Source organism: Amycolatopsis nalaikhensis (assembly GCF_030264295.1).
In the GTDB taxonomy this organism is placed as follows: Bacteria; Actinomycetota; Actinomycetes; order Mycobacteriales; family Pseudonocardiaceae; genus Amycolatopsis; species Amycolatopsis nalaikhensis.
In genome coordinates this window covers 1,015,053-1,028,947 of record NZ_CP127173.1, presented here as the reverse complement: position 1 = coordinate 1,028,947, position 13,895 = coordinate 1,015,053, and the positions used below count along the sequence as shown (strand labels likewise).

Here is a 13,895-nt window from a genome sequence, read left to right as displayed (position 1 = left end):
CCGGCAACACCCCAGCACATGCGAAACCGCAATCCCCCAATGCGCACAGCGAATAACCCCCGGGCCCGCGGACCGCTCATGACCGGCCGCTCGCCGTTCGTCCGTGATCCGGTGCCGGTCGTTCCCGGCCGGTTGTCAGCCCCCGGCGCGGCCGCAGAAGCTGGTGCGGACAAGCCGACCAGGCCAGGGAGGACGCCATGCGGTGCGAGGCACCTGATTCCGCGGCGGGCACGGCCCGCCCCGCACCCGGGCGTTGAGCGCCGTGTTCGTCCATTGCCTCGGAGTCGCGGCCGGCGGGGGATATCCGCAGTGGAACTGCGCTTGCGCGGGGTGCCGGAAGGCCCGCGCCAAGCCCGAAACCGCGTCGATGCACGCCGGGATCGCCGTGTCCGGAACCGGTGAGAAGTGGTTCCTGCTGAACGCTACCCCGGACGTCCACCACCAGATCGCGGCGGATCCGGCGTTGCACCCGGGGCCGGAGATCCGCGCGACGCCGGTGGCCGGGGTGCTCCTGACCGACGCGGAGTTCGACCACACGATCGGCCTGCTCATGCTGCGCGAGGAGTCGACGCTGGCGGTGTACGGGACCGAACCCGTGCTGACGGCGTTGACTTCGTGGTTCCCGGTCCGCGAGCTGCTCAGTGACTACGCGAACATCTCCTGGTCCCGCCTCGGCATCGGCGAACCCGTGGAGCTGGACGAACGGCTGGTCGCCACGCCGTTCCTGACCGGCTCCAAAGCCCCGCGTTACGTCGGGCGCGCGCGGCACTCGCCGCTCGGCGACTCGGCGGAGTGGGAGATCGGCTTCCGCCTCGAAGACACCGTCACGGGCGGGACCGTGGTGTACGCGCCGACGTTGCCCCGGTGGGACGGGAAGTTCGCCTGGCAGGTCGCGTCGGCCGACTGCGTGTTCGTCGACGGCACCTTCTGGACCGACGACGAAATGTCGTGCCAGGGCGCGGGAAGCCGGACCGGGCGGTCGATGGGGCACATGCCCGTCGGCGGTCCCGACGGCTCCGCTCGCTCGCTGGCCGCCCTTCCGGCGAAACGGAAGATCTACACGCACATCAACAACACGAACCCGATCCTCGACGAACAGTCCCCGGAGCGGCAGTGGCTCGCGAGCCTGGGCATCGAGGTCGGTCGAGCCGGATTGGAGGTGGAAGTATGAACGCCTGGTCCGCGGAGGAATTCGAAGCGCGGCTGCGGTCGATCGGGGAGAAGCGGTACCACCATCTGCACCCGTTCAACGAGCGGATGCACGCGGGCTCGCTGACCGAGGAGGAATTCCGGGGGTGGGTGCGCAACCGCTTCTACTACCAGGTGAACCTGCCGAAGAAGGACGCGTTCATCCTCACCAAGCTGCCCGGGCGGGACGACCGGCGCCGGTGGATCCAGCGCATCATCGACCACGACGGGCGCACCGGTGCCGAAGGCGGGATCGAGAAGTGGGTCCGGCTCGGCGAAGCCGTCGGCCTGACCCGTGAGCAGCTCTTCGACTACGACACCGTGCTGCCCGGCGTGCGCTTCGCCGTCGACGCCTACGTGGACTTCTGCCGCCGGCAGCCGTGGCTGGAGTCCGTGGCGTCGGCGCTCACCGAGTTGTTCGCGCCGGACCTGCTCAGCAGGCGGATCGTCGACGTCCGGCGCCACTACCCGTGGGTCGGGCCGGCGGGCCTGGAGTACTTCCAGGCGCGGCTCACCCAGCAGCCCAAGGACATCGCGCACTTGCTCGAACTCGTGCTGAACCACGCGAAGACGCGCGAGCAGCAGGACGCGTGCGCGCGGGCGCTGGAGTTCAAGTGCGACGTGCTCTGGAGCCTGCTCGACGCCGTCGAACTCGCCTACGGCAAGAGTTCGTGATGGACACCGGCGATCTGACCGCGACCCCGCGGCTGGCGACCAAGGCGATGCTCAAGCACGACAGCGTCCGCGACGTCGAGCTGCTCCTGCTGCCGGAACGCGTCGTGCTGCTGAACAAGTCCGGGGCGGCGATCCTCGGCCTGTGCGACGGCAGCCGGAACGTGCGGCAGCTGGTCGAGCAGCTCGAGCGCGACTTCGAGGCGACCGACCTCACCAACGACGTCATCTCGTTCCTCGAGGACGCCACCGGGCGGGGCTGGGTGGTGGTCACGTGACCGGCCCGCCGCAACCGTTCGGCCTGCTGGCCGAGGTCACCCACCGGTGCCCGCTGCACTGCGTCTACTGCTCGAACCCCTTGGCGTTGCTCGAACGCGAGGACGAGCTCGGCACCGAGGACTGGCTGCGGGTGCTCGGCCAGGCGGCCGAGCTCGGCGTCGTGCAGGTCCACTTCTCGGGCGGGGAACCGCTCGTCCGCGGGGATCTCGAGATGCTGGTCCGCGAGTGCCGCCGCCTCGGCCTGTACACGAACCTGATCACCAGCGGGCTCGGGCTCACCGAAAGCCGCGCGGAATCGCTCGTCACCGCCGGGCTCAACAGCGCCCAGCTGAGCATCCAGGGCGACGCGGCCGAGTCGACGGACCTGGTCGCGGCGAGCAAGCGGTTCGACAAGAAGGAAGCGGCCGCGCGGATCATCCGCGACGCCGGGCTGCCGCTGAACATGAACGTCGTCCTGCACCGGCTGAACCTGGACCGGCTGGACGCGATCATCGACGTCTGCGTCGGCTGGGGCGCCGAGCGGCTGGAGCTGGCCAACGCCCAGTACTACGGCTGGGCGCTGCGCAACCGCGAGCTGCTGATGCCGAGCAAGGTCCAGCTGGACGCGGCGGTCGGCGTCTACGAACGCCGGAAGGCCGAGCTGGCCGGGCGACTGGAGCTGCTCTGGATCCTGCCGGACTACTACGAGCCGTACCCGAAGCCGTGCATGGGCGGCTGGGCGCAGACGGCGCTGACCGTCGCCCCGGACGGGGTGGTCTACCCGTGCCCGGTCGCCGCGGAGATCACGACGATGGAGTTCGCCTCCGTGCGCGAGCACGACCTCGCGTGGATCTGGACGAAGTCGCCCGCGTTCGAGGCGTACCGAGGCACGGAGTGGATGCCGGATCCGTGCCGCAGCTGCCCGCGCAAGGAGCTGGACTTCGGCGGGTGCCGGTGCCAGGCCTTCGCCTTGACCGGGGACGCGAGCCGGACCGACCCGGTGTGCCAGCACTCGCCGGATCACCACCTGGTGCAGGACGCGCTCGTGCGGGCGAACCAGGAGGACGCCGGCACGGGCGGGGAAGCTCCGTTACCGCAGGCCGACGGTGCCGGCGCGAGGACGATGACCCTGACGCGGGACGAGGCCGCGGCCCGGTCGGCCGAGGTCTCGCACGTCCGGTACGCGGTGAGCCTCGACCTGACCGCGGGGGACCGGGAGTTCGGGACGAGCACCGTGGTCCGCTTCCGGGCCCGCACCGGGAACCGGCCGGTCTTCCTGGACTTCGCGGGGGACGTCGAGTCGGTCGAGTGCAACGGCCGCGAGCTCGAGCCGGACGCGCACGAGGGGGCGCGCGTCCGGCTCGCCGTGCGCCCGGGCGAGAACATTGTCCGGGTGCACGGGTCCGCGCCGTATTCGAGCACCGGCGAAGGGCTGCACCGGTTCCGCGACCCGCTCGACGGGAACGTCTACCTGCACACGAAGTTCGAGCCCTTCGCGGCGCACCACGTGTTCGCCTGCTTCGACCAGCCCGACGTGAAAGCTTCGGTCGAGCTGACCGTCACCGCCGAGGACGACTGGGTGGTGGTCGCCAACACCGACCCCGTGACGTCCGGGCCGGTCTGGCGGTTCGAGGAGACCCCGCCGCTGCCGCCGTACCTGGTGGCGTTCGCCGCCGGTCCGTTCCGCCGGGTCGCCTCGAACCACCGCGGACTGCCGCTGGCGTTGTACGCGCGCGGTTCGCTCTTCGAAGACCTCACCGCGGACGCCCCCGAGATCTTCGAGGTGGTCGGCCGCGGCCTCGACCACTTCGGCCGGTTGTTCGCCCTCCCGTACCCGTTCGCCAAGTACGACCACGTCTTCGCGCCGGAGTACGCGTTCGGCGGCATGGAGCACCCGGGCTGCGTGACGCTCAACGAGCGGTTCCTGTTCTCCCACCGTGTCACCGAGGACAAGCGGCGGCGGCGCGCCGAGGTGCTGCTGCACGAAATGGCGCACATGTGGTTCGGCGACCACGTGACCCTGCGCTGGTGGGACGACCTGTGGCTGAACGAGGCGTTCGCCGAGCTGATCTCGGTCGTCGCGCAGCCGGCGGTCACGCGGTTCGGCGAGGGCTGGACCGCGTACGCGCACCACGCCCTGCCGGTGGCCCGGCACGCCGACCGGCTGCCCACCAGCCACGCGATCCGGGTCGACACCCCCGACACCGAGGCGGCGCGGGTGAACTTCGGCCCGATCGTCTACAAGCGCGGCGCGGCCGTGTTGTACGACCTGGCCGGACGCCTCGGCTGGGAGAATTTCTACGCCGGGGTGCGAAAGTACCTGCGGACCCACGCGTGGGGCAACGCCACGCTCGAGGACTTCGTGGCCGCGCTGCGGTCCGGATCGGACGAAGACGTCGACCGCTGGGTGGCCGAGTGGCTGTTGCGCCCCGGCGTCAACACGGTCGAGGTGCTCCACGACCGGGTGCGGCAGCTGCCGGACCCGGACGTCCCGCCGCGCCACCTGCCCCTGCGGATCGCGGCGTTCGACGAGCTCGACGGCAGGCTGCTGCCGCGGCACGACGCGCACGTCCGGCTGACACCGCGCCGGTACGAAGCCGACCTCGGCGAGTTCGGCTCGCCGGATCTCGTGGTGCCCAACGCCGACGCCGGGTGCCACGTCAAGGTCCGGCTGGACCCGCGGTCCCGGGTGGCGGCGTTGCGCAGTCTGTCCACAGTGGAGGACGCGCGGGTGCGAGCGGTCGTGTGGGGCGCGCTGTGGGACGACGTCCTCGACGCGCGGCTGCCCGCGCGCAGCTACGCGTCCGCCGTGCTCACGCACGGACCGCGGGAGACCGACGGCGTCCTGGAGACGCTGCTGGAACGCGCGGTGACCGCCGTGCACGCCTACGGTGCCTCGGAATCCACCCTGGCACACCGAGTGCGCGAGCGCCTGGCGGGCGCGGTCCTGGGCAGTGACCGGCAACTCGTTCTCGCGCGGGCGCTCGTCGGCGCCGTCGCGGATCACGGGCTGTTGAGCGAGATCGTCTGCGGGCGGTCGCCGTGGGCGGAGCTGGAAGTGGACCGGGACCTGCGGTGGCGCGCGTTGGTCCGGCTCGCGGCGACCGGCGGCGACATCGACGGGCTGCTCGGCATCGCGCGCGACGCCGATCCCGGGGACAGCGGACGGCGCAACGCTCTTCAGGCCGAAGCCGCGCGTCCCACGCCGGCCGCGAAAGAACAAGCGTGGACGTGGTTGTCCGGTGACGGTCTTTCGCTCGCGGAGAAGAAGGCCGTCATGGCGGGATTCCGGCAACCGGGGCAGGAAGCGGTGCTCACGCCGTACGCTGACCGTTACCTGCGCGCCCTGGAGTCCATGGCGGACGCGCGGCCCGAGTTCGCGCTCGCGTTCGCCAGGGGGCTCTACCCTCGGTTCACCGACGCCGAAGAGCACGTCTTGGCGGCCACCGGCGATCTGCTCGAGAGCGAGTCGCTTTCGGACGGTGTGCGCAAGGTCGTCCAGGAGGAACGCGCCGAGCTGCTGGTCCTGCGGGCGGCCCGCGCCCGCGACGCCGCGGAACTCCCAGCGGCCGACGGAAAACGAGCGGCGCTCCGGCCGTGACGAACGGCACCCGCGGTGCCACGAAAGGGAACGTGAGCCCGATCACGGCCGCGAAAATCCCGGACCTTCCCGCAAATGGCCCAGTGCCTGCCGTTCGTGCGCGAGTGCCGTGCTTTCGTGCCAGGCCGATTGACCCCGCCGATCACCCCGGGCAATCTCGCTGAATACCGCGAGTCGCCGGTCCGAGCGAGAGGGTGAAAAACCATGGTTCTTCCGTCCAAGATGCCTCAGCTCGCCGACCTCGATTTGCTGCTGTCGGTCGAGAGTTACGGCAGTGTCGGCAAAGCCGCGCAGGCGCACAGCCTTTCCCAGCCGGCGGCCAGCATCCGGATCAGCGCGATGGAACGCCGGCTCGGGCTGCGGCTGCTGGAGCGCTCGCCCGCGGGGTCGAAGCTCACCGAAGACGGGGAAATGCTGGCGAAGTACGCCCGCAACGTCATGCAGGCGGCGCGGGAACTGCTGGAGTTCGGTTCCGGGGCACGGTCTTCCGAAGCGAAACGGCTGCGGATCGCCGGCAGCCCGGCGATCGCCGAGCACCTGATCCCGGAGTGGCTCAACCGCTCCGGGTTCTCGTTCGGCGAGGCCAGGGTCGAGGTGCGCACCGGGGACGTCGACGCGCTGCGCCGGCTGATCCGGACGGGCCACGTCGACCTCGCGTTCATCGACGGCTGGTGCCGGGCGGGCGGCGAGGGACGGCAGCAGCTGCGCGACGACCTGGTGACGCGCTACATCTGCGACGACAAGCTGGCCGTGGTGGTCGGTTCCCGGCACCCGTGGGCGGTGCGGAGCACCCCGTTGACCGTGCCGGAGCTGGCGGCCGCGCCCCTGGTGCTGCGCGAGCGCGGCTCCGGGCTCCGCGAGTTCACCGACGAGCTGCTCGGCACCGAGGGGGCGCCGGAGAGCTACGTCGAGTTCCCGTCCACTTCCGCGATCAAGCAGGCGGTCGCGACCAGCAGGCGGGTGACGGTGCTGAACGTCTCCACCGTGCGGTCCGAGCTCGCGGAAGGACGGCTGCACCTGGTGGCCGTCGACCAGGAAATGCCCGCCAAACCCATTTACGCGGCGTGGAGCGAACACCGGGGACTCCCGGAGTACGCGAGCGAACTCGTGGAAATCGCCGCGTCGAAAGGCTCTCCGGTGCCCGTCTTCGTGCCGGGGCAGAAGACCAGAGACGCCGGCTCGCGCAAGCGGACACGGCCGCGCAAACCCAGCTTGGCGATGGACGTCCACGAATCCATCGCCTGAGCGCCGAACGCAGGAGGAGCAACGACAGTGTCTGCCTTGAACAAGATCGCCAGGACCATGGTGTCCGACCGCCGCGGCATCCTCGCCGCCGACGAGAGCATCGGGACGATGTCGGCCCGGCTGGAGCAGGTCGGCGTCAAGGCGAGCGCCGAGAACCGCCGGGTGTACCGCGAGCTGATCGTCACCACGCCCCAGCTCGCCGAGTCGATCAGCGGCGTCATCCTGGCGGACGAGACGTTCCACCAGAAGCTGACCGACGGCCGCACGTTCCCGCAGTACCTCGACGACATCGGGATCCTCGCCGGGATCAAGGTGGACACCGGCGCGAAGCCGCTGGCCGGATCGCCGTCGGAGAAGATCACCGAAGGGCTCGACGGGCTGCGCGAACGCGTCGCGGACTACGTGAAGGGCGGCGCGACCTTCGCGAAGTGGCGCGCGGTGATCAACATCGGCCCCGACGCGCCGTCCGACCGCGCGGTGCACGCCAACGTGCACGCGCTGGCGCGCTACGCCGGGCTGTGCCAGGAAGGCGGCCTGGTGCCGATCGTCGAGCCCGAGGTCCTGATGGACGGCGACCACTCGCTGGCGCGGTGCCAGGAGGTCAGCGCCGCGGTGCTGGAGGTGCTGTTCGAGGAGCTGGACCTGATGCGGGTGCAGCTCGACGGCATCGTCCTCAAGCCCAACATGGTGGTCGCCGGCTCCGGCAGCGGGGAGCGGCCGTCGGTCGAGGAGGTCGCCGAGGCCACCGTCGAGACGCTGCGGGCGACCGTGCCGTCGGCCGTGCCGGGCATCGCGTTCCTCTCCGGCGGGCAACGCCCCGAGCTGGCGACGCAGCACCTCGGCGCGATGCAGAAGCTCGGCCCGCTGCCCTGGGAGCTCACCTTCTCCTTCGGCCGGGCGCTCGTCGGGCCCGCGCTGGAGACCTGGCGCGGCGACGACAACAACTGGACCGCCGCGCAGCAGGCGCTGTCCGAGCGAGCGGTGGCGAACTTCGCCGCGCGCTGACCCCGATCCGCCGCGGGCGGCCGGGCCCATCCAGTGGTGGCCCCGGCCCGGCCGTTCGCGGTTTCCACCCGCCCGTGCGAGCGAAGTGAGCGTGATGAGTACTCAGGAATGGGCCCCCGCCACGGTTTCCCGGAGACCCGACCAGGCGCTCGCCCTCGAACTCGTGCGGGTGACCGAGGCCGCCGCGATCGCTGCGGGCTGCCGGGACGTCCTCCGCCGCCCGGCCAGCCCGCGGACCGCCGCGGCCGTCGCGCTGCACGACCACCTCGCGTCCGTGCTCATGCGCGGCACCGTGGTGGTCGGCGAAGGCGAGAAGGACGTCACGCCGATCCTGTTCCGGGGCGCGGAAGTCGGGTTCGGCGACGGGCCCGAGTGCGACGTCGCCCTCAGCGTGGGGGACGGCGCCCTGTCGGCGGTCAAGGACGTGACGCGGTCGCTGTCCGCGATCGCGGTGGCCGAGCGCGGGGCGCTGTACGAACCGCCGCCGGACGCCGTCATGGAGAAGCTGGCCGTCGGAGCCGACTGCGCCGGCGTCGTCGACATCACCCGGCCGGTGGCGGAGAACGTGCGCGCGGTCGCCGAGATCAAGGACGTCCGGGTGTCGGACGTGGTGGTCGCGGTGCTCAACCGGTCGCGGCACCGGCAGCTCGCACAGGAGATCCACGACGCCGGCGCGCGTGTGCACTTGCTGGAGGGCGGCGAAATCGCCGGGGCCATCGCGGCGGCGCGGCCCGAGAGCGCGATCGACCTGCTGCTGGGCACCGGGGGAGCGGCGGAGGGGGTCATCGCCGCGGCCGCCCTGTCCTGCCTGGGCGGAGCGCTGCAGACGCGGCTGGAGTCCGAGGGCGCCGACAAGGTCTTCCACGTCGGCGACCTGGTGCGAAGCGAGCACGTCCTGTTCTGCGCCACCGGCGTCACCACCAACGAGCTGCTGCGCGGGGTCCAGTACCACGCGGGCCGCAGCACCACGCAGTCCATGGTGCTGAGCTCGAAGCCGGACACCGTGCGCGTGGTCAAGTCCGAGCACCGGTTCGCATGACGGCCCCGCTCGGCACGCGGTACCGCGGCCTGATCTGCGACCTCGACGGCGTCGTCTACCGCGGCCCGCTGGCCGTGCCCCACGCGGTCGAGACGCTGAACCGGGTGGAGCTGCCGGTCGTGTTCGCGACCAACAACGCCTCCCGCCCGCCCGAAGACGTCGGGAAGCACCTGCGCGAACTCGGCGTCGACGGCGAGGCGTGGTCGGTGGTCAACAGCTCGCAGGCCGCCGCCGCGTACCTGGCCCAGCGGCTGGCGCCGGGCGCTCGGGTCTGCGCGGTGGGCGGGCCGGGGGTCGCCAAGGCGCTCGAAGAAGCCGGGCTGACCCCGGTGCGCGTCGCGGACCTGGACGCCACGCTCGTCGAAGCCGTCGTCCAGGGCCTGGGCGCCGACGTCACCTGGACCGAGCTGGCGGCGGTGGGGCACCTGGCCGAAGCGGGGGTCCCGTGGGTGGCCACGAACGTCGACCTCACCCTGCCGACGCCGTCCGGGCGCGCGCCGGGCAACGGCGCGCTGGTCGCCCTGGTCCGGACGGCGACCAGCGCGTCGCCGCACGTGGTCGGCAAGCCGAAGGCCGCGTTGTTCGACCTGGCCCGGGAACGGCTCGGCACCGACCGCCCGGACACCCTGGTGTGCGGGGACCTGCTGGGCACCGACATCGAAGGGGCCAACGCGGCCGGTCTCGACTCGCTGTTCGTCCTGAGCGGGTCTTCGCGGCTGCGCGACCTGGTTTTCGCCGAGCCCGCCGCACGTCCGACGTACGTGGCCGGAGACCTGCGCGGCCTGCTCGAGCCGTTGCTGCCCCTGCGCGACGCGGTTCCCCGGGGCCGGGACATCGGCGACCACGCCGAGTCCCTCCGGTCCGTGGTCGCCTCGGCCTGGGCCGCCCTCGACGCGGGCCGCGCGGTCTCCGACGACGCCGCACTGTGGGACGGCATCGAGCAACGCCTGGTCCCGCAACAATGACGCGGTTGGCCGCGGCTCGCCTTGTCGTGAGTGTTTAGGGCGGTTCTAACCGCCCTAAACACTCACGACGGCGGTGGCGGTGGCGTCACAGGGCGGGCGGGACACCCGTGCGCTCGTACTCCGCCAGCAGGCCGATCCGGCGCTGGTGACGTCCACCCTCGAACTCGGCCGCGAGGAACGCGTCCACGATCCGCTCGGCCTCCTCGACCGTATGCATCCGGGCGCCGACGGCGGCCAGCTGCGCGTTGTTGTGCCGCCGGGCCAGCAACGCCGTCTCGACGTTCCACACCAGCGCGGCGCGGGCGCCGGGCACCTTGTTCGCGGCGATCTGCTCACCGTTGCCGGAACCGCCGATGACCAGGCCGAGGCTGCCCTCGTCGGCGACCACGCGCCGGGCCGCTTCGACGCAGTACGGCGGGTAATCGTCGTCCGCGTCGTAGGCGTGCGGGCCGACGTCGGTCACTTCGTGGCCGAGTCCGGTGAGCCGTTTGACGAAATGGTCTTTGAGTTCGAGACCGGCGTGATCGGAGCCGAGGTAGATTCGCACGCCGGAAGCCTAGGTCCGCATTCGCGCGAATACCGGCCGCCGGCCATTGTGTTTGCTTTCGGGCCCCTTGGCTTTTCTTATGGTCGCGCGGCGGGGCCGCCGGGCCGCCCGCCCGCCCGTGGTGTGGCCCGTCCCACTCGTCGGCGTCCCGGCGCCGTTCGGCACCGGTTGCCGACCACTGGTTGACGGTCGGTTGCCCCCGGTCCGCCGGGCGCCGGATGCTCGTTCGTGGCCGCGAGATTTCGGGAAGATGTCCTCGGAGTTGCGCGGCGCACGGATGTCCGGTTTTCGCCCGGTAACCGGGCACAGTCGACAGGAGGAGCAAAACATGAAGTGGGAAACTCCGGAGTACACGGTCGTCGAGGTGTGCGCTGAGGCCACCGGTTACTTCTACCGGGGCTGACGAAGCCGGGCCGCACGGCCCGTGTCGTTCGATTCTCCCGTAGCCGCGGCGGATGAGGCGAAATCCGCGACCGGACTACGCCCGTGTCGGCGCAAGGCCCCGGCTCCCGGACCCGCCCGGGCCGGGGCCTTGTGCCACCTGGTCATCCTCACGAGGTGGTTGAAGTGACACTCGAATTCCTTCCGCTGCTCGCCCTCGCCTTCGGGCTCAGCCTCGACAACTTCCGCTCGTCGATCGCCATCGGCACCATCCCCTTCGGCTGGCGGCGCGCCGTGCAGGTCGCGCTCGTCTTCGGCGTGTGGGACGCGGTGGGCCCGCTGCTGGGCGGCGTCCTCGGCCACTACCTGGGTGACTTCCTCGGTGACACGGCGGAGTACATCGGAGCCGCCGCGCTGGGGCTGTACGGCGTGTACTTCATCGTCGGCGCGATCCGGAAGCCGGAGCCCGAGGACATGGACCACCCGTGGGTGACGCTCTTCGGCATGCCGCTCACGCTGACCCTCGACAACTTCATCGCGGGCGCCGGGCTCGGGATCGCCGGGTTCTCCCTGGTCGTCCCGATGCTGACGTTCGGCGCCATGACCGTGGTCATGTCGTTCGCCGGCCTGTTCGTCGGCCGGATGGCGGCCAAGGTCGTGCGCATCCGATCCGATCTCTTCAGCGGGATTTCGCTGCTCGGCGCGGCGATCCTGCTGCCGCTCGTCTTCGGCTGACCCGCGCGCCGGGAGGACACCGATGCCCGAGAATCCCGACACCCACGTCTACCGCACCTACGACCAAGTCCTGGCCGAGCCGGGCGGCCGGCGCCGCAACCCGCACCCGGCGGCGGCCGGCGGGATCGACTGGTGGCCGGAGCGGGTCGACCTGAAAGCCTTGCGGCGCAAGCAACCCGAGTCCGATCCGCTCGGCCCGGACTTCGACTACGCCGCGCAGTTCGCGACCCTGGACCTCGACGAAGTCGCCCGCGACATCGACGCCGTGCTGACGACGTCGCAGGACTGGTGGCCCGCCGACTTCGGGCACTACGGCCCGCTCGTGCTGCGGATGGCCTGGCACGCCGCGGGCACCTACCGCGTCAGCGACGGCCGGGGCGGCGCGGGCGCCGGGATGCAGCGCTTCGCCCCGCTGAACAGCTGGCCGGACAACCGGAACCTCGACAAGGCGCGACGTTTGCTGTGGCCAGTGAAGAAGAAGTACGGGGCCAGGATCTCCTGGGCCGACCTGATGGTCTTCGCGGGCAACCGGGCCCTGGAGTCGATGGGCTTCAAGACCTTCGGGTTCGGTGGCGGCCGCACCGAAGTGTGGGAGCCCGACGAGACGTACTGGGGCCCGGAACGCAAGTGGCTGGCCGAAGAGCGCTACAGCGGCTTGCGCGAGCTCGACCAGCCGCTGGCGGCCGCCGAGATGGGCCTGATCTACGTCGACCCGCAGGGCCCGGCGACCAACCCCGACCCCCGGCTCGCCGCCCGCGACATCCGGGAGACCTTCAAGCGGATGGGGCTGAACGACGAGGAAACCGTCGCCCTCATCGCGGGCGGCCACACCTTCGGCAAGACGCACGGTCCCGCGGACCCGAACCTGGTCTGCGGCCCCGAACCGGAAGGCGCGCCGCTCACCGCGCAGGGCCTCGGCTGGGCGGGCGGGCACGGCAGCGGCATCGCGGCCGACGTCGTCACCAGCGGGCTGGAAGGGATGTGGACCCGGACGCCCGTCCAGTGGGACCACACTTTCTTCGAGACGCTCTTCGAGTACGAATGGGACGTCGAGCTTAGCCCGGCCGGGCTGTGGCAGTGGATTCCGCGCGACGGCGGGGGCGAGGGCACCGTCCCGGACCCCTTCGACCCGGACGAGAAACACCACCCCGTCATGCTCACCACCGACCTCTCGCTGCAGGAAGACCGGGCCTACGAAGCGATTTCGCGCCGGTTCCTGGAGCACCCGGACCAGTTCGAGGACGCGTTCGCGCGGGCCTGGTTCAAGCTGACCCACCTCGACATGGGCCCGATCCAGCGGTACCTGGGACCGCTCGTCCCGGCGGAACGGCTGATCTGGCAGGACCCGGTGCCGGACGTGGACCACGAACTCGTTGACGCCGCCGACGTCGCGGCCCTCAAACGGGAAATCCTCGGTTCCGGCTTGACGATCGCGCAGCTCGTCGCCACGGCGTGGGCCTCGGCTTCGACCTATCGCGACAGCGACAAGCGCGGCGGGGCGAACGGCGCGCGGATCCGGCTCGAGCCGCAGCGCGGCTGGGCGGTCAACGAACCCGCCCAGCTGGACTTCGTTCTCCCCGCGCTGCAAGGGATCCAGGAACGGTTCAACGCCTCACAAGGCGGCGGCAAACGGATTTCGCTGGCCGACCTGATCGTGCTCGGCGGGTGCGCCGCGGTGGAACACGCGGCCGCGGCCGCCGGTCACGACATCGAAGTCCCGTTCCGGCCCGGGCGCACCGACGCGACCCAGGAGTGGACGGACGTCGAGTGGTTCGACGCGTTGCGGCCCACGGCGGACGGCTTCCGCAACTACCTCGGCGACGGGTTCCGCCTGCCACCGGAACACCTGCTGGTCGACCGGGCGAGCCTGCTGACGTTGAGCGCGCCCGAAACGACCGTGCTGATCGGCGGGCTGCGGGTGCTCGGCGCCAACCACCGCGGCTCCCCGCTGGGGGTGCTGACGCGGGCGCCGGGCACGTTGACGAACGACTTCTTCGTCAACCTGCTGGACATGAGTACAGAGTGGACACCCCGCCCCGGCGGGCACCCCTGGACGACGCGCTACGAAGGCCGCGACCGGACCACCGGCGAACCGCGGTGGCTCGCCAGCCGGGTGGACTTGCTGTTCGGGTCGAACTCCGAACTGCGGGCGATCTCCGAGGTCTACGCGAGTGCGGACGCGGACGGGAAGTTCGTCCGCGACTTCGCCGCCGCGTGGGTGAAGGTGATGGAACTCGACCGATTCGATCTCGGTTGAAG

12 protein-coding genes are annotated in these 13,895 nt (G+C 71.3%); 11 read left to right on the top strand and 1 reads right to left on the bottom strand.

The features are described 5' to 3' along the window. Positions 1 to 262 precede the first annotated feature (262 nt). From pqqB to QP939_RS05000, 8 genes are all read left to right on the top strand, one after another. Positions 263 to 1,171, top strand: a complete 909-nt coding sequence (gene pqqB, locus QP939_RS05040; protein WP_285459654.1) for a pyrroloquinoline quinone biosynthesis protein PqqB — start codon at positions 263 to 265, stop codon at positions 1,169 to 1,171. Continuing rightward, positions 1,168 to 1,863, top strand: a complete 696-nt coding sequence (pqqC, locus tag QP939_RS05035) for a pyrroloquinoline-quinone synthase PqqC (protein WP_285455362.1) — start codon at positions 1,168 to 1,170, stop codon at positions 1,861 to 1,863. Before pqqB ends, pqqC begins: the two co-directional genes overlap by 4 nt. Continuing rightward, positions 1,863 to 2,138, top strand: coding sequence for a pyrroloquinoline quinone biosynthesis peptide chaperone PqqD (gene pqqD / locus QP939_RS05030; protein ID WP_285455360.1), 276 nt, complete (start codon positions 1,863 to 1,865; stop codon positions 2,136 to 2,138). The genes pqqC and pqqD overlap by 1 nt, the downstream gene beginning before the upstream one ends. Then, entirely contained in the window at positions 2,135 to 5,719 is a 3,585-nt protein-coding gene (pepN, locus tag QP939_RS05020; RefSeq protein WP_352250390.1) for an aminopeptidase N, read from the top strand. The genes pqqD and pepN overlap by 4 nt, the downstream gene beginning before the upstream one ends. Before the next feature lie 204 nt (positions 5,720 to 5,923). Next, positions 5,924 to 6,964 (top strand): LysR substrate-binding domain-containing protein, encoded by a 1,041-nt coding sequence (locus tag QP939_RS05015; protein ID WP_285455358.1) that lies wholly within the window; start codon positions 5,924 to 5,926, stop codon positions 6,962 to 6,964. A 27-nt stretch (positions 6,965 to 6,991) separates the two neighbouring features. Then, on the top strand, positions 6,992 to 7,969 hold the full coding sequence (locus QP939_RS05010) for a class I fructose-bisphosphate aldolase (RefSeq protein WP_285455357.1): 978 nt from the start codon (positions 6,992 to 6,994) through the stop codon (positions 7,967 to 7,969). Between the two features lie 94 nt (positions 7,970 to 8,063). After that, positions 8,064 to 9,008 (top strand): fructose-bisphosphatase class II, encoded by a 945-nt coding sequence (locus QP939_RS05005; protein ID WP_285455356.1) that lies wholly within the window; start codon positions 8,064 to 8,066, stop codon positions 9,006 to 9,008. After that, positions 9,005 to 9,973: an HAD-IIA family hydrolase gene (locus tag QP939_RS05000; RefSeq protein WP_285455355.1), complete on the top strand. Its 969-nt coding sequence runs from the start codon at positions 9,005 to 9,007 to the stop codon at positions 9,971 to 9,973. The genes QP939_RS05005 and QP939_RS05000 overlap by 4 nt, the downstream gene beginning before the upstream one ends. Before the next feature lie 85 nt (positions 9,974 to 10,058). On the opposite strand, the gene QP939_RS04995 is transcribed toward QP939_RS05000, so the two are convergent. Continuing rightward, complete coding sequence (locus QP939_RS04995; RefSeq protein WP_285455354.1) at positions 10,059 to 10,520, bottom strand: ribose-5-phosphate isomerase; 462 nt, start codon at positions 10,518 to 10,520, stop codon at positions 10,059 to 10,061. Between the two features lie 328 nt (positions 10,521 to 10,848). Here QP939_RS04995 and QP939_RS52370 point away from each other — a divergent pair, with 328 nt between their 5' ends. From QP939_RS52370 to katG, 3 genes are all read left to right on the top strand, one after another. Beyond that, positions 10,849 to 10,923: a pyrroloquinoline quinone precursor peptide PqqA gene (locus tag QP939_RS52370; RefSeq protein WP_491307209.1), complete on the top strand. Its 75-nt coding sequence runs from the start codon at positions 10,849 to 10,851 to the stop codon at positions 10,921 to 10,923. Between the two features lie 164 nt (positions 10,924 to 11,087). After that, entirely contained in the window at positions 11,088 to 11,636 is a 549-nt protein-coding gene (locus QP939_RS04990; RefSeq protein WP_285455353.1) for a manganese efflux pump MntP, read from the top strand. Between the two features lie 22 nt (positions 11,637 to 11,658). Further along, a complete protein-coding gene (gene katG, locus QP939_RS04985; RefSeq protein WP_285455352.1) occupies positions 11,659 to 13,893 on the top strand; it encodes a catalase/peroxidase HPI in 2,235 nt (744 codons plus the stop codon). Positions 13,894 to 13,895 lie beyond the last annotated feature (2 nt).